The sequence below is a fragment of the Caballeronia sp. LZ019 genome, from assembly GCF_031450825.1.
In the GTDB taxonomy this organism is placed as follows: Bacteria; Pseudomonadota; Gammaproteobacteria; order Burkholderiales; family Burkholderiaceae; genus Caballeronia.
The window spans coordinates 473,825-496,267 of the sequence record NZ_JARTVZ010000002.1; the positions used below are offsets into that span (position 1 = coordinate 473,825).

Sequence of the window (22,443 nt, forward strand, 5' to 3'; positions counted from 1 at the left end):
CCGGATGCGGCTAGTGTCGAGAATGTAGTGGATGAACAACTGCATGCGCCGCACGCTGCCTGTCGAGGTCGCGAGGCCGCATCGCATCAGCCGCGTTGCCGTGTCGATGGCTTGCGCAAGTCAGCCGGAGCGTGGCAAGAGACAAACGAACGCGAACGCCCTAAGAGCGGCAACGGTTTCGTCTTGTCGCCCCGCTGGAAATGATAAAAACGGAAGGGAAGCGGTCGGGCGGCGGCTGCGTCGTTTGCTGCGTTCCCAAGATGAGCGTGGCGGTTTCTCGGAATATTGGCTAGCGCAATTCCGCTGTTCGTCCATTTTTGAATTGGTAAAAACGGCAGCAAGAGAAGCGACCGGTTCAGCATTCCGCTATACTGCGCTTCGCGTGTCGCATATACGTGCCGGCACGCTCGATCTCTCAGGTTCTGGCACGGCCCTCGGATTGGCCAGAACTTTTGCGCCGGCTCATCGAGCCGGCTTTTTTTTGGGCGCGCCCGGCAGAGGTAGCGCCTGCACCGCCCTGGCGCTCCAAATCATCGCTCGTAATAAGGTTATTGCAAAATACGATGCGACGTTGGAACCGGTTCCACGATATCCTGCGCGCGCAGCGCCGGAAAAACCGTTATCGGCCAGCCAGAACCTGAGAGAGAGCCGAGGATCATAAGCCCACGGACCGGCGCTGCATCTATCGAAGGAGGCGGCGAACACCGCTGCCTCCGTCCCGTCCGCGACGCTCAGACTTGCGCCTGACCGCCATCGACGAAGAGTTCCGCGCCGTTCACGAAGCTCGCATCGTCGGAGGCCAGGAAGAGCGCCGCAGCAGCGATTTCGTTAGGATCGCCCACGCGACCCATCGGGATGCGCGACGCCAGATAGTCGAGCAAGCCTTGCTGCTGCGCCTCGTCCGGGCCTGCCAGCTCGACGAGTCCGGGCGTCTTGGTCGCACCGGGGCTGATGGTGTTCACGCGGATGCCGCGGTCCTTCAGGTCCAGAATCCAGCTACGGGCGAAGTTGCGGATCGCAGCCTTCGACGCCGAATACACGCTGAACGCCGCCGTCCCTTCGATGGTGGTCGTCGATCCCGCGAGGATCACGGAGGCGCCCCTCGACAGCAGCGGCAGCGCCTTCTGTACCGTGAAGAGCGTGCCCTTCACGTTGCGGTCGAACGTGTCGTGATAATGCGCTTCGGTGATCTCGCCGAGCGGCAGCATGTTTCCGCCGCCTGCGTTGGCGAAGAGCACATCGAGCCGGCCTTTCTCTGCGCGGATCTGCTCATACAGCGCATCGAGCTGGTCGAGCTTCGACGAGTCGACGCGAACGCCCGTCGCGGAGCCGACCGCGTTGATTGCCGTAACCGCTGCATCGAGTTCCGCCGGGCGGCGGCCCGTGATGTAGACGTGCGCGCCTTCCGCTGCGAAGCGCTTCGCGGTGGCGAGGCCGATGCCGCTGGTGGCGCCGGTGACGAGCGCGATCTTGCCTTCGAGCTTGCGTGCCATGATGTTTCTCCTTGTGTGTCCGGTTGAGGTGTCATGTCGTGAAGCGATGTGAGAAGAATATCGACGGATGCGTCTTTTCGAAATAGAATCGCCTGCAAACCATCGTTGCAGAATTGAAATGACGAAGCTTCCGGACTTTGAAGGCCTGGCCATGTTCGCCAAGGTTGCCGAAGAGGGCTCTTTCGCCGCCGCCGCCCGCGCGATGGGCGTCTCGGTCGCGACGGTGTCGCGCGGGGTGGCGAGGCTGGAAGATCGGCTGGGCGCGAGGCTGTTCAATCGAACGTCGCGGCAGCTCGCGCTGACGGAGTTCGGCGGCACGATCGCGCAGAAAGCCGGCGACATTTACCGGCAGGCGGAAGAGGCAGAAAGCGCCGCGCGCGAGATGTCGATTCAGCCGCGCGGGCTGGTGCGTCTCGCGGTGCCGATGTCATTCGGGCTGCGCTGGGTCGCGCCGCTCATGCCCGCGTTCTTCCGGGCGTATCCCGAAGTATCGGTGGACTTGCACCTGTCGGATGCGACGGTCGATATCGTCGCGCAGGGTTTCGATGCGGCGCTGCGGATCGCGGCCTTGCCGGATTCGTCGCTGGTGGCGAAGCGTCTGTGTCCGGTGTCGCAACTCGTCGTGGCTTCGCCGGAATATCTGAAGCGGCATGGCCGCCCGACGCATCCGCGCGATCTCGCGGGCCGCCCGTGCCTTTCGTATGCATATCGCGCGGGCAACGCCGTGTGGCGCTTCACGAACGATGCAGGCGATGAAGAACCCGTCACGCCGACGGGACCGTTGCGCGTCACGAACGCCGATGCGCTTCTGCCGATGCTGCTCGAAGGACTCGCGATTGCCGAGCTGCCCGAATTCATTGCAGGCGAATACCTCGCCGATGGCCGTCTCGAAACCATCCTGACCGACTGGCGGCTGACGCGAGGCGGCTTGTACTTCGTCACGCCATCGGCGAGGGCGCGCCCGGCGAAGGTGACGGCGCTCGGCGATTTCTTCGCGGCGCATCTTTCCGATCCTGCCTGGCTGCTGCAGGGCGGATCAGCCCGATAGGGCTCAATCCCGCCGGGGATGCGCCAGAAAGAATCGCAGCATGGCGGCGCTCGCATCCGGGCCGGCAGGATCGGTGAAGGAGCCGCGTGAACTGCCGCCCGACCACGCGTGCGGCGCGCCGTGGATCGTCCAGCATTCCGCCCGCGTGCCGTCGCGCGAGACCAGCTTGCGCACCGTGTACTTGCGGGTACTGACCATCTCGCTTGCGGGCGCGGCCGACGCGCTCGTGTCGACGCTGAAGCCGCGCAGGATCGCATCGGCGTTGGCGTAGTGAACAGTGGTGTCCGCATCGCCGTGAATGACGATGAGCGGGCAGCGCGGCGGCCGGGTGGCCGCGTGCGCGGGACGCTTGCCGCCGCGCATCGCGGCGAGCGCGGACGGGAGATCGTGCGCGCATCCGGCGGGCAGCCCCGAATGCACGCCTGCCGCGGCGTACAGGTCGGGATAGGTCTCTGCAAGTATCGCGGCCATCGCGCCTCCCGCCGATAATCCCGCGACATACACGCGCCCCGGGTCCACGCTGTGGCTCGCCATGACTTCGCGCGTGATGCCCGCGATCAACGACGGCTCGCCGCCGTCGCGCGCCTGATCGGCAGGCTTGAACCAGTTCCAGCACTTCGAGGCATTCGCCGCTTGAGGCTGAACCGGATAGACGACGATGAAGCCGTGTTCGTCCGCGAGTGCGTTCATCTGCGTGCCGGCCGCGAAGTCGTCCGCGTCCTGGGTGCAGCCGTGCAGCATGACGATGAGCGGCATCGGCTCGCCGCGATATCCGCTCGGCACGTACAGCTTGTAGTCGCGCAGTCCGGCGGCATTCGCGTAGCTTCGGCGGCTGAAGTGTCCGCGATCCTCGACGGCAGTATCGGCTTCACTCGATGTCCGGTGAACGCGCTCGGCCTTCGCACGTTCCGGGCGTTTCGCGGGCGGCGGCTCGACGTTCGCCGATTCTCCGCGTAACGCCCGCCTGATCAGGTCGGTTGCAGCGGCAGTGTCGTGTTCCTTGAAGCGCGCGAACGCTTCTTTCATCGAGTCCAGAAAGCCTTCGTTGAGTTTCATTTGTGGGTCCGTTTAGCGTTGACGGTCAGGGTCGCGCTAGCGGATTCGATCCGCGAGCGCAGCCTTGACGGCCGCCGGTGCGTGCAGTGCGCCGCGCACCAGGATTGAATCGATGGTGGCCAAGGCGAGTTCGGGCGTCACGTCGGCAGCGATGCTGGCGAGTCCGAGCACCTGGATCCGGAGCCGCTCGTTGGCGGCGCGTACCGCTTCGAGATCGCGCCTCGAGAAGTACTGCAAGCCCAGCACCAGCTCGCGCCGCGTCACCGTCTCCCGGACGACCACCGCGTGAACGGCCAGTTGATTGCGAATGGCCGTGCGAATCAGGTCTGTCCGGTTCGAATAGAAACCTTCTTCGACGAGCAAATCGATCTGGCCCAGGTCAACCGGGCCCAGATTGATCGTAATTTTTTCCGTTTCGCCGCCGCGCGTGCGGGCCGCTTCGGGGGTGTCTGTCTTTTCCATGCTCCGACGCTTCCATCCGTTCGCCATCCAATGGGATGGTTATAGACTTATCGGGCGCTAGTGTCAACTCAGGCCGCAGCGGCACGTCCGGTGCGCGGTTGCGGAAAGAACGCCGGTCGCGAGCCTTGACTCCCCCGCCATTGCGCGCGAGCATGACTCAATCGGGCGATCGTATCGATCGGCCGAATTTGTACGTACTCCCTACATCATTGCCTCGTTATGAAGCAGTGTTCGTCCCCGCCGCGGCAACAGATACGTCTATGCACGTCGAGCGATGGCGCGCGCATCGCTTACGCGACATGCGGAGCGGGGCCGCCGCTCATCAAGGCCGCGAACTGGCTGAGTCATCTGGAGCTGGACTTTTCGAGCCCCGTGTGGAGCCATCTGATGCTGGAGTTGTGCCAGCATCACACGTTGATCCGCTACGATCAGCGCGGCTGTGGTCTCTCCGATAGAGATGTCGCCGAAATATCGTTCGATGCCTGGCTGCGCGATCTCGAAACCGTCGTCGACGCCTGCGGGATCGACCGTTTTCCGCTGCTTGGCATATCGCAAGGCGCGTCGATCGCAGTCGCTTATGCGGTTGCGCATCCCGAGCGCGTGACGCATCTCGTGCTGCACGGCGGCTATTCGCGAGGACGTCTCAAACGCACCGACGATCTCGCGCTGCACGAAGAAGCGGAGATGCTCGTGCGCCTCGCGGAAATCGGCTGGGGCAAGAGCAATCCCGCGTTTCGCCAGTTCTTCACTACGCAGTTCATACCGGGCGGCAGTCCGGAACAGCATCGCTGGTTCAACGAACTCGAACGCATGACGACCACGCCGCGCAACGCGGCGCGCATCATGCGCGTCTTCAACGAGATCGATGTCTTCGATCTGCTGCCGAAGGTGGAATGCCCGGTACTCGTGCTTCATGCAAGCGGCGATGCGCGCGTTCCGTTCGATGAGAGCCGCCTGATTGCGGGCATGATCCCGGGTGCGCGGTTCGTGCCGCTCGAGAGCGACAATCATCTCGTGCTCGAAACCGAACCCGCCTGGCAGCGATGGCGCGACGAAGTGCGGGCGTTTCTTCCGGCAACGACCGCGCCCGATCCCGCCTTCGCGATGCTGACGCCGCGCGAGCGCGACATCGTCGAATTGCTGGCGGGCGGCCGCGACAACGCGCAGATCGCCGCGCGGCTCGCGTTGAGCGAAAAGACGGTGCGCAATCACCTCACCAGCATCTTTTCGAAGCTCGAAGTCGATAGCCGCGGACAGGCGATCGTGCTTGCGCGCCGCGCCGGCTTCGACGACGTTTCGACATAGACCCACGCTCGCCGGGACACGTGTCCCGCATTAACACGTATTGCGCGCCCGATCCCGGCGTCAACCGGGACGCGCGACTCATGTTTTCGCGCATGCGTCTGCCCAGAATGATCTCCAGACGGTGGCGCAACGCATTCATTCTTCTTCCGCCGAACCGTCCTTTCTCTTCCGATAGACAGTTCACGGAGTTGTCCATGAAAGCCTTCAGTCCTCAAGCCGCCCAGCAACGCTACATGAAATGCATCGAAGCATCGCGCCGCATTCGCTGGGACATCGACCGGGACGTATTACGCGGCCGTCACTTCGACCCGTTGCACAAGTTCATGCCCGAAGGACTGAGCGAAACGGAACGCCTGCCGTTTCTCGATGACGGCGAACGCCGCCTGATGTCGCAGATTCAGGGCCGCACTTACGCGAACATGTTCGGGCTGATCGAGCGCTTCATCGGCGCGAAGATGATCGAACTGGGCCGTGACCACGCGCTCGCCGATCAGACCGCATTCGAAGCCATCGTGCGATTCACCGACGAAGAGCTGAAGCATCAGGAACTGTTCCGCCGTGTCGATGTGCTCGCCGCGGCGGCCATGCCGCACGGCTATCGCTTCACGGCCAACGCCGACGACGTCGCCGCGCTCGTGCTCACGAAGTCAACGTGGTCGATCCTTGCGCTGACGTGCTGCATCGAGATCGTCACGCAGGTGCACTACCGGCAGAGCATGGAAAGCGACAGCAGCATGTCGCCGCTTTTCAAGGACATCTTCCTGTTTCACTGGCAGGAGGAGTCGCAGCACGCGATCATCGACGAAATCGAATGGCAGCGGGAAGATGCGCGCATCGACGAAGCCGCGCGCGATGCGGCAGTCGGCGATCTCATCGATCTCGTCTGTGCGATAGACGGCCTATTGCAGACGCAGGCCGCAGCCGATGCACACTGCTTCCTCTCGATGCTCGACCGCGCGTTGTCCGACGACGAGGAGGCACGCGTCTGCGCGGGCGTGCTCGATGCATATCGTTGGCAGTACATCGTTTCGGGCGTGGAGGCCCCGCGCTTCGCCGATGTGCTCAGCGGCATGGTGAGCGAAGCGCAAGGCCGGCGGCTCGCGGCCGCGCTCGAACCCCTGCAAGCCCGGACGCTCATTTGCGGCACGGATGTTTTCGCGCAGTCATGATGGCGCGAGCCCTATCACACGACCAGACGGTGTACTGCCATGATCATGTTCCTGTTCTATCTACTGGATGCCTGGCTCGACGCGAGCGAACGCAAGCGGCACGATGCGTATGTTTCCGACGCGAAAGATCTCGCCGATGTTGAGCGGCGCATACGAAAGCTCGAAACCGGCGACGTGTTGCGCTGAATCGCACTGCAAGTGCATGCGCCACCTCCGTGGCGCATGCAGGTCATACCGTTTCCGCTTGCAGATAACGTTTGACTTCCGCATTGGTCACGAAGCTCGCGGCGGAAGAGGCCGCCAGGATGTCGCGGGCCTCTTGTGGTTTCGCGATCGCAAAACCCTGCACGTAATCGACACCCAGTTCTTTCAGCGCATCGAGTGTTTGCACGTCTTCGACCCATTCGGCGATGCTGCGCATCCCGAGGTTGCGCGCGAGATTGATGATCGCTTCGACGATCGCGATATCGGCGGGATGATTGCACATCGTCCGCACGAACTCGCCGTCGATCTTCAGCGCGTCGGCCGACAGCTTCTTCAGATAGCGCAACGAGGTCTGCCCCGCGCCGAAGTCGTCGATGGCGATCTTCGCGCCCATGTCATGCACGCGTGCGATGAAGCGCTCCGTATGCTCCAGGTCGTGCAGCGCGACGCTCTCCGTGATCTCGATGCACAGGTAGTGCACCACGTCCTCGTAACGCGAGAAGAGCGCGAACAGCTCGTCGAGGAAGTGCTCGTCGTTGAGCGAGCCGCCGCTCAGATTCACGCAGACGAAGCGCGTTCTTGCGAGCGATGCGCGGTTCTCGCTCAGCCATGCAAGCGTCGTCGACAGCACCCAGCGGTCGATCTGCACGATCGTGCCCGAGTCCTCGGCGGCGGCGATCAGCTTGCCCGCAGTCGCGACGGCCCCATCGGGCGTACGCAGACGCAGCAGCATTTCGAAGTCGAGCGCTTCTCCCGGCGCGTGCATCGACATGATCGGCTGCATCACGAGGAAGAGTCCATCGGGCAAGCGGCTTTCGCCCAGCGCTTCGATGAGATTGATCTCGGCGGCGCGTTCCTCGAACGCGGGCGCACCCTTGCGCAATGCGACGAGCCGCGCGTTGCCGCCGCGCTTCGCGGCGCGGCAGGCCCGGTCGGCGTAGGCGAGCGCGTCCTGCCCGCGTTCGCCATGCGAGCACTCGACGACGCCGATGGATCCTCTTACCTGGAAAGCGCGGGTATCGACGAGAAACGGCGCCGCGTTCAACGCGGTGACGAGTTCCTTGCAGCGCGCGATGGCATCGTCGATCGTCATGTCGGCCAGCACGCACACGAACTCGTCGCCACCGATGCGCCCGATCGGCACATGCGAGCCCAGACGCTCGACGAGACGCGCGGCGACATGCCGAAGGATCTCATCGCCCGTGCTGTGGCCGAAGAGGTCGTTGAACACCTTGAAGCGGTCGAGATCCAGATACGCGAGCGCCCACGCGCCGCGCTGTTCGCATTGCCGCGCGATGGCATGTTCGATTCCGCGCCGGTTCAGAAGCCCGGTGAGCGGGTCGTGCTCGGCGAGGAAGTGCAGGCGTTCGACCGCTTTCGAGCGGTCCGTCACGTCTTCGAGCGAACCTTCGATGAACCCGTTCGCGCGGATGGCGCGAAGCGAATAGCGGCGTCCGGCGGTGGTGGTCCCCGGCGCGCCTTCGATTTCGATCGATGCCGATTCGTCGCCTCGCAGGAGTTCGTCGAGCGCACGCTCGGCGCCTGTCGCGAAGTAGTCGGCCCAGCGATGCAGGCCGTCTTGCGCATGAGGCAGGCCGAGCATCGCGTGCAGCGCGGGATTGGCGCGAACGAAGCAATGCTCCTCGTTCAGCGTGAAGAGACCGATGGGCGTGACATCATATGTATTGCGCAGTTCGATCTGCATCTGACGGCGGCGTTCTCGCTCTTCACGCATGCGTTCGGCGATCGCGAACGCGCACAGCATGCTCGACGAGAGCGCCGTTACGACGGGACTATGCGCGCCTGCCAGCCCCTTGAAGCCGAACGCCGCCTCCAGCACTTCCGACAGCGTCGCGAACAGCACGATGCCCATCGACGCGACATACCACAGCACCGTTCGCGAGCGCGCCTTGAAGACGAGCTGCGCCAGAAAATAAGTTAGGACGACAATACAAAAGCTGGCGCTCGCCCACAGCACCGGAATGAAGTGGGCGTAACTGAGCGTGAACGCAGCGGCCATCAGGATGCAGCCGCCGTAGCGCACGGCGTGCAGCGTCCAGCGCAGGCCGATCGCTTTGAGCTCGCGGCGGAACAACTCGACGAACAGCGTCGCGGTGAGGATGTAGTACGACGCGAACGTGAATTCACGCAAGAACTGAATATGGCCGGGCGGGATGAGGCGGCCCATCCATTCGGTATCGAACCCCATCGCGTTGGCCGTCAGGCGCAGATTGCCGACGAGCCATGCGGCAAAAATGACGTACGTCCATTCGTGATTGATGATCGCCGTCACGAACACGAAGATGGCGAGCGTGAGCAGCCCGCCCGTAATCAGCGACGCACCTTGTTGGAAATCCAGTGTGGTTTCTTCGAGCTTGTCGCGGCTCAGCGCGGTCGCGGTGATATACGCGGGCCCGGAAAACGTGCCGCGGCAAAGAATGGGCGTTTCGCCCGTGCGTGCATCGAGTCGCAGCGCAAAGCCTGCCTTGTTGAAGCGAATGTCGCCGCGCGTGCCGTAGCGGTCGCCGGCGCCGAGCAGGGCAGGGAGCGCGTCCGTGCTCCAGCAGGATATCGTTTGCGCGTGCCGCGACGGAAGCTCGATGAACGCGGGAACACCGGTGTCGCGTGCGGGCGCTTCGAGCAGGAACCAGAACGGCGTTTCCGCGCGATGCGTGCTGAAGCGCGCAGAGGCAGTGGACGCCGACTCGCGCAAGCGGGCGATGGCGTCGGCGGGCTGCAGCGTCGCAGAAGGGTCCGCGATGACATGAAAGTGAAGCGGAACCGTGCCTGTGGTGTCGAACTGGCGCGGCGCCCAGAACATGACCGCGATGGTGCCGAGCGCGATCACGAACGGCGCTACGTATACGGAGAACCGCAGGAACGCCCAACTCGTCAGCCGGTCCCGAAACGTCCACTTATCGCTTGTCATTTGCTGCCCTTTCCTCCTTGACTACCGCTTTCGCCTCGTTGATCGAGATGCTACGACAATCGGCAACGACAGCACGAATGCGCCGACGCCGCCGATCACCGGTCCGCCCGATCATGCCTGAGCGGACGTTCGTTACCTTACGCTTCGCTCAGCGATTGCAGCGCGCTGTAATCGGCGCAGCCTTGCGCGTCATCGAGCGCCGCGGCGACGCTGACATCAATGTCGACGTGATCGGTTTCGAAGAAGAAGCCGTAAAACGAGTGATTGACCGCGGCCCAGCGCTGGCGGACCAGCGCAACGGGCTTGGCCATCACGCGATGGGGCATGCCGCCGACGTGCGTCATCGGCAGGAATTCGTTCTGGCCATACACGTCGCTGAAAAGCATCGCCTCGTATTCCCGGTCGAGCGGTGAACGTGCGGTAATCAGCATCCAGTCGATATCGTTCTGAACGCAATACATGTAATACGCCTTGCACAGCGCCACCTTGACCATCCGGCCGATCGCACCGCGCGCGACGCCGAGCCGTGTAGCCTCGGCAAGACGCGCCTCGTTCAGCCAGTCCGGCAGGCGGACGGATTGCTCGACCGCGAGCGGTCCGAGAACGTTCGTCTGAATCCGCATGGTGCCGAGCGGGCCCCCGTCGAGCCGCGATTGCGCGAGCAGCACGACCGTACCGGGCGAGGCGTCCAGCGCCTCGACGTCCATCGTTTCCGCGAATTCCGGCAAATGGCGCCCGTAGGCAGCCCGGCGCATTGCGACGGCCTTCTCGAGTTCTGCCTGATCACTCACGACTTTTATCGTAAACGGCAATCTTTCCGTTTTCTTGACGGTGTCGGGCGTCAGGTCCTGTTCGAGCGATGAAAAGCCCAGGTGTTGGGTGAGAAGTGCTGAGTCGATGCGGTCCATTTTTTATCCCGTGGATTAAAGAAAGAAAAAAGTGCGCCGCTTTAGGGAATAAAGGTTGGCCCCTAAACGCGACGACCAAGATTCTCACGAACGTGCGGGACGTGATGTGTCCCGGCCGCCAAGCCGGGAGCGCCGTGTCGACGAGGCGAGTAGGTTTTACATGAGTATTTCCGTGTTCCCTTTTTTCCTTAGCGAGTGAAGGCAAAAGTCAAGGCGTTTCTTACCGATGAGACACGAACTCGCTGGCGCGTGTGCGTTGCTGGTAGTCTGCGGCCTTCGCATTCGGATTGCAGTACGTTCGACACTGCATCGACCGCAATAAGTTCGCTAAGCACATGGGCAGACAATGAACCTGGGTAACAAACGGAGACCGCGACCGCTGGCCGTACTGCTCGCAGGGCTTGCGCTTTCTGGTGTCAATGCGCGAGCTCAGTCTTCTGTGACGCTCTATGGACTCGTGGATACGGCGCTGCGCTACACGACTCATGCGGATACGTCCGGCAACGACCGCCTGCAACTCTCGAACGGCGGCCTCGGCGAAAGTCATTGGGGCTTGCTTGGTTCGGAAGACATCGGCGGTGGAGCGAGCGTCGTTTTTCAGTTGGAGAATCGCTTCTTCCCGAATAGCGGGACGACTGACCCTTCCTATCCATTCTTCAACACGGCGTTCGTCGGCGTCAGGTCCTCGACTTTCGGGCGACTGACGCTGGGACGGCAAGTCAATCCGCTCGCGACGGCCGTGCTGCGGACCTATGTCACCAATCCATGGCTGCCGACGGTGTATGTCTTCAGGCCGGAGGTCGGCATGGCGCAGGGCGTCTGGACCAGCAACATGGCCAAGTACACGGCGCGCTGGCAGGACGTGACGATGGAACTCTCGTATGCGTTCGGCGGCGTGGCCGGCGCTTATGGCGCGGGAAGCCAGATTGGTGCATCCGTGACCTACGTGCCGGGCTGGCCGTTGCGGCTGGGTGCGGCTTATCTCGACACGCGCGACGCGGTGAACAGCTCCGCGCACATGAAGTCATGGACGGCGGGCGGAGCCTATACGTTCGGGAACACGTCGGTCAACGCGGGCTGGGCGGTGAATCGCGAGGACGCGGCTTATCTGGGTAACGCTCCGAACGGCCCTTATACGCCGGCTCAATTGACGGCGCTGGGATTCACGCAGTTTTCATCGCGGCAAATGTTCTTTGGCGGAGTGACACAGTTGATCGGCAGGCGCACGCACTTGTCGGCCAACGTGTGGCGCACGCTTCAGGACGGCAAGAACGCAAGCGGAGATGGTCACGCAACACAGTTCCAGGTGGTCGCCGATCATGGCCTGTCGCGCCGCACCGATGTCTATGTCGAGGCTGATTACTCGCTGTATCGCGGCGGGCTCATTGGCGCGCAATTGCAAGGCGTGAGCGGAGTGAGCGCGGCGGGAGGGTTGACGCAACTATCGGTGATGACGGGGCTTCGGCACAGCTTTTGAGCGTTGAGCGATGAAGATATCGGACAGGAACATTCAGCTATGCATGCTGGAACTGCTCGGGCGGCGCGCCCCGACTGCATCCATTTGCCCGTCCGATGTCGCCCGCCAACTCATTCCCGACGATGAAACAGCATGGCGTCAACTGATGCCCGCGATACGCCAGGTCGCCGCGCGGCTGGCGCAAGAGGGAAGCATCGTGATCACGCAAGGGGCGGTTACGGTATCGCCGGAAGCGATCATTCGCGGTCCCATTCGCTTGCGGCGCGGGGCAAAATTTCCGGTGGCCTGAATCGATGAATGCTTAGGATGCTTGATGAATAATCGAGATCGTTCGTCCTGCCTTCGCTTGAAGAACCGTCGCAGCCTCAGGACACCTTCGCGCGCTTCTGCAACTCGGCCGTCGTCTCTCCTTCGCCATCCGGCAGCCAGCCCGGCGGGCGCAACACGAAGCCCACTGCGTCGGACACGCTCTTCGCGCTCAGCACGTCTTTCGCGAGGCTCGTCCAGTGCTCCGTCTCGACGACGATCGGATTGCGCGATGTGGTCGGCGTCGTAAGGCCATAACGACACGGCTCATCCGCGCGCTCTTCGACATACGTGCCGAACAGGCGGTCGAACACGATCAGCACGCCGCCGAAATTCGCATCGAGATAAGCCGCATTGGACGCGTGATGCACGCGATGCGACGAAGGCGTATTGAGCACGTATTCCAGCCAGCCGAGCTTCGGAATCCACGTCGCATGCAGCCAGAACTGATAGAGCAGGTTGATCGACAACGCCGCGAGCACGACTTCGGGCTTCACACCCAGCCACACGAGTGGCGTGAAGAACATCGCGGCGCCCGTGATCTTGCTCGTCCAGCCGAGGCGATAGGCCGAAGAAAGCGTCAACTGGTTCGGTGAGTGATGGACTGCATGCGTCGCCCAGAAAAAACGCACGGTGTGCGAAGCGCGGTGATACCAGTAGTAGCAGAACTCCATGCCGATGAACAGCAGCAAGATCGTCAGCGGCGCGTTGCTCGTCACCGTGTGGATGCGATGCTCCCACGCGAACGCGACCACCGGCGTCGCGAGCGACAGCGGCAGAAACGCAAGCAATTTGCGGCCGGCGAGATCCGCGAGAGAAATCAACACTTCGTGCCAGTCGAATGCACGGGCGGTCCCCTTGCGGACGCGGCTGAGAATCAGCGCTTCGATCATCGATGCCGCGAGCACGATGACGAGCACATACATCGATAACTTCCCGATCAGTTTCATGCTGTCGCCCTGAGTGGTTGCGAATGAACCCACTGTAGTGACGGCGCCTGTCAAAAACCACGCAGCATTTGTTTCGCCGGATGTCGCCGCCTTACGAAACGCTTGTCCGCATCGCCGGTCCTGTATAACATTGCGAATAATTCCTATTTACCAAAGAGCGTCGAATGATCGCAGCCGCGCGCAACCTCCGTTTCAGGGCAATGCAAGCATGAGGCCGGTTCTCGTCCGCCTGCATCGCTGGTTTGGTGTCGCGACCGCGCTGTTCCTGTTCGTCTCGGGGCTGACCGGTGCGGTCATCGCGTGGGATCACGAAATCGATGCGATTCTGAATCCGTCGTTCTTCCACGCACGCACCGACGGCGCGCCGCTGCCGCCGCTGGAACTCGCGCGGCGCGTCGAAGCCGCCGATCCGCGCGTCGAAGTGACCTATCTGCCGCTCGGCGTCGAGGCGGGGCATACCACGCAGATGATGGTGTGGCCGCGCACGAATCCGTCGACGGGCGCGCCGTACGCGGTCGACTACAACCAGATCGCCGTTGACCCCGCCACCGGCGAAGTTCAGGCGCGGCGGATGTGGGGCGCGGTGTCGCTCGCGCGCATCGACCTGATGCCGTTCCTCTACAAACTGCACTACACGCTGCATCTGCCGGTGCTCGCCGGCTTCGATACGGGCACGTGGCTCCTCGGCATCGTCGGCATCATCTGGCTTTTCGATAGCGGCATCGCGCTCGTGCTGTCGTTTCCGAGCGTCAAGGCGTGGCGCAAGTCGCTCGCGTTCCGCTTCCGGCGCGGCGGCTATGCGCTGACGTTCGATCTGCATCGCTCGGGCGGCGTCTGGATCTGGGCGCTGTTGCTGATGATGGCGCTCACGTCGGTTTCGATGAACCTCGCCGATCCGGTCGTGCGGCCCATCGTGTCCGCGTTCTCGAAGCTGTCGCCATCGTTTCTCGAGAACGCGGAGCTGATGCGGGCCGCGCCGCCCGGCCAGCCGGCCGCGACGCGCGCGCAAATCATCGAAACCGCCGCGCGCGATGCGAAGCGCGAAAACGTCGCGGAGCCGATGGGCGCGCTGTACTACGTGCCCGCGATGCAGGCATACGGCGTCGGCTTCTTTGCACCGGGCCACGATCACGGCGATGGCGGCCTCGGCAATGCCTGGCTTTACTACAACGGCCACACCGGAACGCTCGCCGGATCGTCCATTCCAGGCCGCGGTTCCGCAGGCGATGTCTTCATGCAGGCGCAGTTTCCGCTTCATTCGGGGCGCATTATCGGGCTGACAGGGCGCATTCTGATCAGCGCGGTCGGCGTCGCGGTCGCGGTGTTGAGCGCAACGGGCCTCATCATCTGGATGCGAAAACGCGCCGCGCGCCGTCACTCGGCCGCCGCCGCCGATGCGCGGGCGGCGCGCGGCCGCTCGCTGTCGTCCTGACGCCTGAGCACCGAACGCGTTGCGATTCCGCAAAGCCGCGCGTTATTTAAATGATAACGACTCTTATTTACGTTAGAATCCGGCGACAAGTCGAGCCGTCACGCGCCTCCGATTGCCGGTAACGACCCAAGAAAAACGCCGCCCGGATTCCTTCGACGCCCCGGGCCGGAACCGACCAACACCGACGTTTTCTCCGATTCATGCCTGTTCTCCGTTTGCAAACCTTGCAGGCCGCGCCTGCGAAGGCGCTGTCGCATCGCGCCGTCATCGTCGCGGCGATTGCCGTCGCTTTTTCCTTTCCGGCCCATGCCCAGACCGCAGCCGGCGCCGACGCCGCGCCGTCGGCTGAAAACACGCTGCCGGCCGTCCGCGTCGAGGCGAGCAAAGAGCAGCTTCCCGGCGATCTCGCGCCGACCTTCGCGGGCGGCCAGGTCGCGCGCGGCGCCGATTTCGGCGTGCTCGGCCAGCAGCGCACGCTCGACGTGCCGTTCAGCATGACGACGTACACGTCGAAGCTGATCGAGGACCAGCAGGCGCGCACCATCGGCGACGTGCTCGCGAACGATCCGGCGGTGCGTACCGCCTACGGCTTCGGCAACTTCGCGGAGACGTACATCATCCGCGGCTTTCAGCTCGATGGCGACGATGTCTCGCTCAACGGCCTGTACGGCATCACGCCGCGCCAGCTCGTCGCAACCGATGCGCTGGAGCGCGTCGATGTCTTCAAGGGCGCGAATACGTTTCTGAACGGCGCGTCGCCGAACGGATCGGCCGTCGGCGGCGGGCTGAATCTGCAGCTCAAGCGCGCGGACGACAAGCCGCTCACGCGCGTCACGCTCGAAGGCACGGCGTCGGGCGAAATCGGCGCGCATGTCGACGTGGGACGGCGCTTCGGCAGCGAAGGGCAGTTCGGCATCCGCGTGAATCAGGCGAATCACGACGGCGAAACGAGCATCGACGGTGAACATCGCCGCGACAACACCACGGCCGTTTCGCTCGACTGGCGCGGCGACAAGCTGCGTCTCTACGGCGACTTTCTCTATCAGCGGCAGCGCGTGAACGGCGGCCGGCCGACGGTGAACGTCAGCGGCAATTTCATTCCCGAAACGCCGTCGGCGACCTACAACTACGCGCAGACCTGGAGCTTCAGTTCCATCGAGGATACCGTCGGCATCCTGCGCGCGGAATACGACTTCCTGCCTGGCTGGACGGCCTATATCGCGGGCGGCATGCGGCACACGGACGAGCACGGCGAGTATTCGTCGCCGACCGTATCCAGTACGGCCACGACCGCATCGCGGCTCGGCGTGCCGCACAAGGAAGACGGCAGCTCGGCGGAAGCGGGCGTGCGCGGCCATTTCAACACCGGGCCGGTATCGCATTTCGTGACGGCGGGCGCGTCGATCGTGCGGGTGGATTCGATGTCGGCTTATACGTTCGCCGGCGCGTTCCCGACGAGCCTCTACGACACGCCGCAGGTGCCGTATCCGGCGAGCACGCTGTCGGCCGGCAATCTGGCCGATCCGGGCACGACGGCGCTCAATCTGATGCGCAGCGCATCGGTGTCGGACACGCTCGGCTTCCTGAACGATCGCGTGCTGTTCACCGTCGGCGCGCGCTATCAGGAACTGCACACCAACACGTTCGATTACACCGGCAAGCAGACCCGCGCCTATAACGATTCGATCACGACGCCGCTCTTCGGCCTCGTCGTCAAGCCGTGGCAGAACGTGGCGTTCTTCGCGAATCGCAGCGAGGCGCTTGCGATCGGGGATTCCGCGCCGAACACGGCCGTCAATTTCGGCGAGCAACTGCCGCCCCAGAAGTCGAAGCAGTACGAAGTCGGCGCGAAGTACGACAACGGCAAGTACGGCGCATCGCTTGCGCTGTTCCAGATCGAGAAGCCGCTGACGTACACGAACAGCGCCGGTTATTTCGTCGATAACGGGAACGAGCGGCATCGCGGCGTGGAGGCGTCGATCTACGGCGAGCCGTTGCGCGGCGTTCGGCTGATCGCGGGGGCGACGTACATCCACGCGACGCAGCTCGACACCGGCAGCGCGACGACGGACGGCAACATGCCGATCGGCGTGCCGACCTTCATGTTCAACGTCAATGCGGAATACGACGTGCCGGTGCTGAACGGCCTCACCTTGACGGCGCGCTGGATTCATACCGGCTCGCAGTATCTGAACGTGACGAACACGCTGTCGATTCCTGCGTGGGATCGCTTCGACCTCGGCGCGCGCTATGCGACCGTGCTGTTCGGCAAGCCGACGACGTTCCGAGCGAGCGTGCTCAACGTGGCCAACAAGTCGTACTGGTCGTCGACGATCGGCGGTTATCTGACGCAAGGCGCGCCGCGAACGGTGCTTCTGTCGATGACGACTGACTTCTGATCGAGCCGCCCGAAGAACGCGCGCCGCCGGTTCCTTTCGCGAACCGGCGGCGCTTTGTCATGGTTTCGGACCGCGCTACGCCGCGCCGGCGAGCGGTATAAACTTCGATGTATATGTCTCGCGCATGAAGCGCTCACCGTCATCATGGAACCGACTTCGAGTAAAGAAACGTCCCGCAGGCGCTTGTCGAAGCGGTCGCTCAATGTCCTCTCGGCGCTGGTCGGCATCGGCACGCTGGCGCTCGGTATCGGCTGGCTGATCTATAGCTGGACGGTCAATCTGGAAGTGCCGTACTTCGCGATTCCGCTCGTGCTGACCGTACCCGTGATCGCCGCTGTGGCGTTCCGGAACATGTGGGATTAGCGAAGCAGGAGAGGGAAGGAAAAAGAGTGAGCAAAAAAATCGCCGCGATAAACGCGGCGATTTTTCTACAGCATATGCGTTGGTAGGCTCGATTGGACTCGAACCAACGACCCCCACCATGTCAAGGTGGTGCTCTAACCAGCTGAGCTACGAGCCTGTTGAGCCGCGCATTATAGAGACCCCGCACTCGATATACAAGCCCATCGGCGAAGAATCTTCAGACGGCTGGCTCGCTCACGCAGCGAAAGCCCGCATACACGTACTGATAATGCCCCTGGAACCAGTTGCGGAAGCTCGGCCGCAACATGCACGCCGCCGTGCGGGGCGAGCCGCCTTTGATGACGAAGTGCTTGCCGTCGAAGAAATTCGCCGAGTAGCCGAGATAGAACGGGAACGGCTCGAAGCCGTCGAGCGGGCCGAAGGTCGTCGATGTCCATTCCCAGCCGTTGCCGAACTGTCCCTCGACGCCGAACGCGCTGCGGTTCTCGGGATGCGCCTGCACCGGCGTCGGGTCCCATCGGCGGAAATCGAAGTTGCCTTCCGCCACATGCGGCGCGCCGATGGCCGCGCGTTGCCACTGCGCTTCCGTGGGCAGCTTCCTGCCCGCCCAGCGTGCGTAGGCGCTGGCTTCCGCATGGCTCACGTAGACCGGCCAGTCGAGCGGAAGCGGGAGTTCCTCGAACATCGTGCGCAGCTTCCAGCCGGATTCGGCGCTGCCGGCGTCGTCGACGGCTTCGTCGCCCGCAATCCAGAACGCCGGATGCGCAATGCGATGTCGCTCCTTCCACGCCCAGTCGCCGTCGTTCCAGTAGTCGCGATTCCAGTAGCCGCCCGCATCGATGAAGCGCAGATAATCGCGGTTCGTGACCATGTAGCGGTCGATATCGAACGCCGGCACGTCCACGCGCATTTCATCGAACTCGTTGTCCCAGCCGAATCGTCCGCTCTCGCGGGAAAGCCCCAGCGTGACCGTGCCTTCGGGAACGCGCACGGTTTCATGCACGAGCGGGCGGTCCGATGTCCGTTCGCATATCGCATTGGCCGGCGCAATTTTTCTGTCGACCGGCAATTGATGCAGCATGTACGCAAGCGTTTCCGCGTGCATCAGCCGATGTTCGATCGCGACTTCGAGCAGCTTCGCGGCAGGCTCGTCCGCGGAAACGGGGTCGGCGACGAGTTTGAGCGGATCGAAACGGGCGTCGATATCCGCGCGCACTTTCGCCTTGTAAGCCTGCACTTCGTCGAGCGAAGGCCAGTCGGCCGGCTGATCGGTCGGCAGGCCGCCATCGACGGGATCGATGCCGAACGCGAACAGCTGGTCGTAGGCGGGATCGGCGTTCGGGAGGTCGAAGAGGCGCTTGTCGAACAGATTGCGGTCGAACGCCTCGAGATGGCCGATATAGAAGACGATGCGATGCCGCTCGGCGATCGGCCGGTCGTAAAGATGCTCGCGCCTGACGATGTCGAAGAGTTCGTCGGTCACGCGGCGCGCTTCCGCGAGCCGCTCGAGCAAAGGATGACGCAGGGATGGTTCGCGATTCATTTCGCTCTGTCTCCGGTGCAAGCCGAGAGCATTGCATAGGATTCGAACAGGCGTCAAAACGCCTGCTCGCTTGCATGAAAGAGCCAGTGTTTAGCGAAGTTCGTGCCAGCGCGCCGGATTGCGGCGTTTGTTCGGCTGTGGCGAGCGAACCGGCGCGCTCAGGCGATTGTCAGATGCCGCGCAGCCCGTCGAAGTCGCGGATGCGGATGGATTTGCCCTGCGCCTCGATGAGTCCAAGCTTGTCGAAGCGCGATAGCGTGCGGCTCACCGTTTCGAGCGTCATGCCGAGATAGCTGCCGATGTCGTCGCGCGTCATCCGCATCGTGAATTCCGCAGTGGCGTACCCGCGCCGCGCGAGCCGCGCGGACATGTCGAGCAGCAGGCGGGCGACGCGCTCGTCGGCGCGCAGCATGCCCAGCCGCACGACGTGTTCGGCTTCGCGATTGATCGCCTGACTCATCATGCGATGCATGCGCCGTTGCAGCGAATCCGTCTCGCGGCACATGCGCTCGAAAAGCGCGTAGGGCACGACGCAGACGGAGCTGTCTTCCAGCGCGATGGCGTCGCACGTGTGGCGGCCATCGCCGATGCCGTCGAGACCGAGGGCATCGCCCGCGAGCAGCAGGCCGGTCATGCGCCCGCGTCCGCCGTCGCGGCTGCCGTCATTCGTGACGACGGTCTTGAGCGAACCCGAGCGCACCGCGTAGAGCGAATCGAACGTGTCGCCGGTGCGAAAGAGCGCATCGCCGCGACGAATCTTGCGCGTCACGGAGATGATGTGTTCCAGCTTGGTGACGTCCCGGGCGCACAGGCCTTCGGGCATGCACAGATGGCGCATTGCGCAGCTGGAACAGTGCGCCGCTTGCCGCCGGGGGAGGATCGGATCAGACATGGCGAGCTCGGTTTCTTGATGGATGACAAATTGATTGTCCCATAGCAAGCCCGGCCGACCGCGTGAAAAAATGCCGCGCCCCCGGCGCTTGCACAATCTTCACATCATGCGGTAGAGGCGTTGTCCGAATTATTTGCCGCCGAGGGAATCAACAGCACCGGCAAGCTGGCTTGACGCAGGCAACGCTCCGCAACGCTGCCGAGAATCATCCGTTTGAAGCCCTTGCGGCCATGCGTGCCCATCACGAGCAGATCGGCGTTGAACGCGTGGGCGGCGGCGATGATGAGCGAGGCGACGTCGTCGCTGGCGGTGGCCTCGACGGTCGCGACATCGCCCGCAACGCCGCGCGCCTTCATCGCTTCGGCGGCTTCCCGCGCAACGGCTTCGCCCTGTTCGGTCAGGCCCTTCTGCAGCGCGGACGGATCGTAGCCCGGCACGTCCATGACCATCGGCCCGCTTTCGATGACGCAATACGGCTGGACGACCGCGTGATGCGTGACAGCGAGATCGAGCGCGGTATTCAAGGCGTGCTGGGACGTGCGGCTGCCGTCGATGGCGACGATGATGCGTTTGAACATGGCGTGTTCCTCGTGCGGTGAGAATGTCGGGCGCATGCCGGCCGACGCGTGGCGTGGCGCTTGCATCGCGGCGATACGCGCTTTCAGCATAGCGCGGCGGTCGTGTCGCGAGACCGCGCAGTTTTCAGGATGAGTCGATCTGTCGCAAGCGACGCCGTACAATCCGTGGTTCCACCGACTCAGCGCCCGCTTAACACGCCGCATGACCGACGACCGCACCACCGAACCCCAGCCGCACGCGCTTGCGTTCCGAACCGCCCTCTACGCGATGCTCGGCATCGGACTCGTCAACATGCTCGTCGCGCTGGACCAGACGGTGGTGAGCACGGCGCTGCCGTCGATCGTCGCGGAACTGCACGGCTTCGAGTATTACGCGTGGATTGCGAGCGCCTATCTGCTGGCGTCCGTCGTCACGGTGCCGGTGTTCGGGCGGCTCGGCGATTACTTTGGCCGCAAGCGGTTCGTCATCGCGGCGGTCGTGACCTTCACCGTCGCCTCGGTGCTGTGCGGGCTTGCGCCGAACATGCTGTTTCTGGCGTTGTCGCGGGGACTGCAGGGCGTAGGCGGCGGAATGATGGTCGGCACCGCGTTCGCCGCCATCCCCGATCTCTTCCCCGATCCGCGCACGCGGGTGCGATGGCAGGTCGTGCTCGCGGCGGCATACGGCATCGGCACGGCGGCGGGGCCGTCGCTCGGCGGATGGATGAGCCAGCACTGGGGCTGGCGCTCGACGTTCCTGATCAATCTGCCGGTCGGCGCGGCGGCGTTGTACTTCATCTGGTCGCATCTGCCGAATCTGCACCGGCCGCGCGAAGGCGGCGTGAAGATCGACTGGCTCGGCGCGGCGCTCGTCGCGCTCGTGCTCGGCGGCTTCCAGGCGCTGATCGAGTCCGTGCCGAAATCGGGACTCTCGACGGGCAACATCGCGCTCGGCTGCGCGGTGATCGCGGGCGCGGCGGCGCTGCTCGTCTGCGAGCGGCGCGCGACTCATCCGATCATTCCGCTCGATATCTTCCGCGATCCGCATCTGGTCACGCTGTTCACGCTCTCCTTCATGGCGGGCTTCGTGATGTTCTCGCTGATCTTCTTCGCGCCGCTGCTGCTGCAGGGCGGCTTCGGGCTCTCGCCCCAGGAAGCCGGCCTGCTCGCCACGCCGATCGCCGCGTGCATCGCGCTCGGCAGCTTCATCAATACCCGGATCGTGATCCATTTGCGCAAGCCGACGCAGATCCTGACCATCGGTTTCACGCTGCTCGTGCTGGCCTCGGTCGGGCTGTCGTTTGCGCGCGTGTTGACGCCGCATGTGTGGATCGAATTGCCGATGGCCGCGGTCGGCATCGGACTCGGCTTCGTGCTGAACAACATGAACGTGTTCGGGCAGGAGATCGCGGGGCGAGAGCGCTTCGGCATCACCACTGCGCTGCTGCAGTCGACCCGAATGGTCGGCGGCATGCTCGGCACGAGCATCGTCGGGACGATCGTCGCGCATCACTACGCGAACGTCGTCGAGCGCACGGTCAGCGTGCTGGGCGCGGCGGCATCGGCGCAATGGCAGCCGCGCTTCGTGGACCCGCGCATTCTCGTCGACGAAGCGTTGCGCGATACCTTGCTGCACGATCTGCGCTCGGCCGGGCTGGATGCCTCCGCGCTCTTCGACGCCGCCCGCGATGCGCTCGTGCAGGCGGTGCACATCGGCACGATGCTGACGGCAGTGGCCGCGCTGGTCGCGGTTTTGCTGGTGCGGCGGATCGGGCATATAACGTTTCGGAAGGTCGGGAAGGGGTGAACGGGGCCGTCAGGCGGTGACGGAACGCTTCTTACGGTCCCGTGTCCGTCTGCAGGGCGCGCACCGCTTTGGCACACGCAATGCGTCGCCCGCTCGCAGCATCCCTGCCGCCTGCTCAGCGGGCTGCATCACCAGCACGGAGG

Annotated in this window: 20 protein-coding genes and 1 tRNA gene; 11 read left to right on the forward strand and 10 right to left on the reverse strand. The window is 63.7% G+C overall.

All coding sequences use genetic code 11. The features are described from left to right. Positions 1-31: 31 nt before the first annotated feature. Positions 32-661 carry a hypothetical protein gene (locus P9255_RS05135; protein ID WP_309789214.1) on the forward strand — a complete coding sequence of 210 codons (630 nt, stop codon included), beginning with the start codon at positions 32-34 and terminating at the stop codon, positions 659-661. 70 nt (positions 662-731) lie between these two features. On the opposite strand, the gene P9255_RS05140 is transcribed toward P9255_RS05135, so the two are convergent. Then, entirely contained in the window at positions 732-1,493 is a 762-nt protein-coding gene (locus P9255_RS05140; protein WP_309765839.1) for an SDR family oxidoreductase, read from the reverse strand. Between the two features lie 118 nt (positions 1,494-1,611). On the opposite strand from P9255_RS05140, the gene P9255_RS05145 reads away from it, so the two are divergent. After that, positions 1,612-2,541: a LysR family transcriptional regulator gene (locus P9255_RS05145; protein ID WP_309765840.1), complete on the forward strand. Its 930-nt coding sequence runs from the start codon at positions 1,612-1,614 to the stop codon at positions 2,539-2,541. A 3-nt stretch (positions 2,542-2,544) separates the two neighbouring features. Here the strand turns inward: P9255_RS05145 and P9255_RS05150 are convergent, their stop codons facing one another. Together P9255_RS05150 and P9255_RS05155 are read right to left on the reverse strand one after the other, a co-directional pair. Next, entirely contained in the window at positions 2,545-3,597 is a 1,053-nt protein-coding gene (locus P9255_RS05150) for a PHB depolymerase family esterase (protein ID WP_309765841.1), read from the reverse strand. Positions 3,598-3,633: 36 nt separating this feature from the next. Beyond that, complete coding sequence (locus P9255_RS05155; protein WP_309766769.1) at positions 3,634-4,059, reverse strand: CopG family transcriptional regulator; 426 nt, start codon at positions 4,057-4,059, stop codon at positions 3,634-3,636. A gap of 219 nt (positions 4,060-4,278) precedes the next feature. Between P9255_RS05155 and P9255_RS05160 the strand changes: the two genes are divergently transcribed. The 3 genes from P9255_RS05160 (at position 4,279) to P9255_RS05170 (ending at position 6,719) form a co-directional block, all read left to right on the forward strand. Continuing rightward, positions 4,279-5,364, forward strand: coding sequence for an alpha/beta fold hydrolase (locus P9255_RS05160; RefSeq protein ID WP_309765842.1), 1,086 nt, complete (start codon positions 4,279-4,281; stop codon positions 5,362-5,364). 194 nt (positions 5,365-5,558) lie between these two features. Next, the gene (locus P9255_RS05165; protein ID WP_309765843.1) at positions 5,559-6,533 is read left to right on the forward strand and encodes a hypothetical protein; all 975 of its coding nucleotides are present in this window, start codon (positions 5,559-5,561) and stop codon (positions 6,531-6,533) included. Between the two features lie 39 nt (positions 6,534-6,572). Beyond that, on the forward strand, positions 6,573-6,719 hold the full coding sequence (locus P9255_RS05170; RefSeq protein WP_309765844.1) for a DUF3563 family protein: 147 nt from the start codon (positions 6,573-6,575) through the stop codon (positions 6,717-6,719). A 43-nt stretch (positions 6,720-6,762) separates the two neighbouring features. Here P9255_RS05170 and P9255_RS05175 read toward each other — a convergent pair whose 3' ends face one another. Both P9255_RS05175 and P9255_RS05180 read right to left on the reverse strand, forming a co-directional pair. Beyond that, positions 6,763-9,666: an EAL domain-containing protein gene (locus P9255_RS05175; protein WP_309765845.1), complete on the reverse strand. Its 2,904-nt coding sequence runs from the start codon at positions 9,664-9,666 to the stop codon at positions 6,763-6,765. A 137-nt stretch (positions 9,667-9,803) separates the two neighbouring features. Continuing rightward, positions 9,804-10,457, reverse strand: coding sequence for an N-acyl amino acid synthase FeeM domain-containing protein (locus tag P9255_RS05180; RefSeq protein ID WP_309765846.1), 654 nt, complete (start codon positions 10,455-10,457; stop codon positions 9,804-9,806). Positions 10,458-10,920: 463 nt separating this feature from the next. Between P9255_RS05180 and P9255_RS05185 the strand changes: the two genes are divergently transcribed. Both P9255_RS05185 and P9255_RS05190 read left to right on the forward strand, forming a co-directional pair. Continuing rightward, complete coding sequence (locus tag P9255_RS05185; protein ID WP_309789216.1) at positions 10,921-12,051, forward strand: porin; 1,131 nt, start codon at positions 10,921-10,923, stop codon at positions 12,049-12,051. A 10-nt stretch (positions 12,052-12,061) separates the two neighbouring features. Next, complete coding sequence (locus tag P9255_RS05190) at positions 12,062-12,340, forward strand: DUF3253 domain-containing protein (protein WP_309789217.1); 279 nt, start codon at positions 12,062-12,064, stop codon at positions 12,338-12,340. A 76-nt stretch (positions 12,341-12,416) separates the two neighbouring features. Here the strand turns inward: P9255_RS05190 and P9255_RS05195 are convergent, their stop codons facing one another. Continuing rightward, positions 12,417-13,307, reverse strand: coding sequence for a sterol desaturase family protein (locus tag P9255_RS05195; RefSeq protein WP_309765849.1), 891 nt, complete (start codon positions 13,305-13,307; stop codon positions 12,417-12,419). 208 nt (positions 13,308-13,515) lie between these two features. On the opposite strand from P9255_RS05195, the gene P9255_RS05200 reads away from it, so the two are divergent. From P9255_RS05200 to P9255_RS05210, 3 genes are all read left to right on the forward strand, one after another. Then, the gene (locus P9255_RS05200; protein ID WP_309765850.1) at positions 13,516-14,739 is read left to right on the forward strand and encodes a PepSY-associated TM helix domain-containing protein; all 1,224 of its coding nucleotides are present in this window, start codon (positions 13,516-13,518) and stop codon (positions 14,737-14,739) included. A gap of 200 nt (positions 14,740-14,939) precedes the next feature. Next, the gene (locus P9255_RS05205; protein WP_309765851.1) at positions 14,940-17,138 is read left to right on the forward strand and encodes a TonB-dependent siderophore receptor; all 2,199 of its coding nucleotides are present in this window, start codon (positions 14,940-14,942) and stop codon (positions 17,136-17,138) included. A 144-nt stretch (positions 17,139-17,282) separates the two neighbouring features. After that, the gene (locus tag P9255_RS05210) at positions 17,283-17,501 is read left to right on the forward strand and encodes a hypothetical protein (RefSeq protein WP_309765852.1); all 219 of its coding nucleotides are present in this window, start codon (positions 17,283-17,285) and stop codon (positions 17,499-17,501) included. Positions 17,502-17,581: 80 nt separating this feature from the next. On the opposite strand, the gene P9255_RS05215 is transcribed toward P9255_RS05210, so the two are convergent. The 4 genes from P9255_RS05215 to P9255_RS05230 form a co-directional block, all read right to left on the reverse strand. Next, positions 17,582-17,658, reverse strand: a tRNA-Val gene (locus tag P9255_RS05215). A gap of 60 nt (positions 17,659-17,718) precedes the next feature. Next, the gene (locus P9255_RS05220; RefSeq protein WP_309765853.1) at positions 17,719-19,044 is read right to left on the reverse strand and encodes an SUMF1/EgtB/PvdO family nonheme iron enzyme; all 1,326 of its coding nucleotides are present in this window, start codon (positions 19,042-19,044) and stop codon (positions 17,719-17,721) included. Between the two features lie 169 nt (positions 19,045-19,213). Next, positions 19,214-19,936 (reverse strand): helix-turn-helix domain-containing protein, encoded by a 723-nt coding sequence (locus tag P9255_RS05225; RefSeq protein WP_309765854.1) that lies wholly within the window; start codon positions 19,934-19,936, stop codon positions 19,214-19,216. Between the two features lie 104 nt (positions 19,937-20,040). Beyond that, complete coding sequence (locus tag P9255_RS05230) at positions 20,041-20,514, reverse strand: universal stress protein (RefSeq protein WP_309765855.1); 474 nt, start codon at positions 20,512-20,514, stop codon at positions 20,041-20,043. 268 nt (positions 20,515-20,782) lie between these two features. On the opposite strand from P9255_RS05230, the gene P9255_RS05235 reads away from it, so the two are divergent. Next, positions 20,783-22,300 carry an MFS transporter gene (locus P9255_RS05235; RefSeq protein ID WP_309789350.1) on the forward strand — a complete coding sequence of 506 codons (1,518 nt, stop codon included), beginning with the start codon at positions 20,783-20,785 and terminating at the stop codon, positions 22,298-22,300. Positions 22,301-22,443: the final 143 nt, after the last annotated feature.

Excerpts from the sequence above, each read along its gene's own strand:
- P9255_RS05235 (WP_309789350.1), top strand. The coding sequence starts at position 20,783 with ATGCTCGGCATCGGACTCGTCAACATGCTCGTCGCGCTGGACCAGACG.
- P9255_RS05200 (WP_309765850.1), top strand. The coding sequence starts at position 13,516 with ATGAGGCCGGTTCTCGTCCGCCTGCATCGCTGGTTTGGTGTCGCGACC.
- P9255_RS05210 (WP_309765852.1), top strand. The coding sequence starts at position 17,283 with ATGGAACCGACTTCGAGTAAAGAAACGTCCCGCAGGCGCTTGTCGAAG.
- P9255_RS05155 (WP_309766769.1), bottom strand. The coding sequence starts at position 4,059 with ATGGAAAAGACAGACACCCCCGAAGCGGCCCGCACGCGCGGCGGCGAA.
- P9255_RS05205 (WP_309765851.1), top strand. The coding sequence starts at position 14,940 with ATGCCTGTTCTCCGTTTGCAAACCTTGCAGGCCGCGCCTGCGAAGGCG.
- P9255_RS05140 (WP_309765839.1), bottom strand. The coding sequence starts at position 1,493 with ATGGCACGCAAGCTCGAAGGCAAGATCGCGCTCGTCACCGGCGCCACC.
- P9255_RS05190 (WP_309789217.1), top strand. The coding sequence starts at position 12,062 with ATGAAGATATCGGACAGGAACATTCAGCTATGCATGCTGGAACTGCTC.
- P9255_RS05135 (WP_309789214.1), top strand. The coding sequence starts at position 32 with ATGAACAACTGCATGCGCCGCACGCTGCCTGTCGAGGTCGCGAGGCCG.
- P9255_RS05165 (WP_309765843.1), top strand. The coding sequence starts at position 5,559 with ATGAAAGCCTTCAGTCCTCAAGCCGCCCAGCAACGCTACATGAAATGC.
- P9255_RS05185 (WP_309789216.1), top strand. The coding sequence starts at position 10,921 with ATGAACCTGGGTAACAAACGGAGACCGCGACCGCTGGCCGTACTGCTC.
- P9255_RS05150 (WP_309765841.1), bottom strand. The coding sequence starts at position 3,597 with ATGAAACTCAACGAAGGCTTTCTGGACTCGATGAAAGAAGCGTTCGCG.
- P9255_RS05220 (WP_309765853.1), bottom strand. The coding sequence starts at position 19,044 with ATGAATCGCGAACCATCCCTGCGTCATCCTTTGCTCGAGCGGCTCGCG.
- P9255_RS05175 (WP_309765845.1), bottom strand. The coding sequence starts at position 9,666 with ATGACAAGCGATAAGTGGACGTTTCGGGACCGGCTGACGAGTTGGGCG.
- P9255_RS05170 (WP_309765844.1), top strand. The coding sequence starts at position 6,573 with ATGATCATGTTCCTGTTCTATCTACTGGATGCCTGGCTCGACGCGAGC.
- P9255_RS05195 (WP_309765849.1), bottom strand. The coding sequence starts at position 13,307 with ATGAAACTGATCGGGAAGTTATCGATGTATGTGCTCGTCATCGTGCTC.
- P9255_RS05160 (WP_309765842.1), top strand. The coding sequence starts at position 4,279 with ATGAAGCAGTGTTCGTCCCCGCCGCGGCAACAGATACGTCTATGCACG.
- P9255_RS05225 (WP_309765854.1), bottom strand. The coding sequence starts at position 19,936 with ATGTCTGATCCGATCCTCCCCCGGCGGCAAGCGGCGCACTGTTCCAGC.
- P9255_RS05145 (WP_309765840.1), top strand. The coding sequence starts at position 1,612 with ATGACGAAGCTTCCGGACTTTGAAGGCCTGGCCATGTTCGCCAAGGTT.
- P9255_RS05230 (WP_309765855.1), bottom strand. The coding sequence starts at position 20,514 with ATGTTCAAACGCATCATCGTCGCCATCGACGGCAGCCGCACGTCCCAG.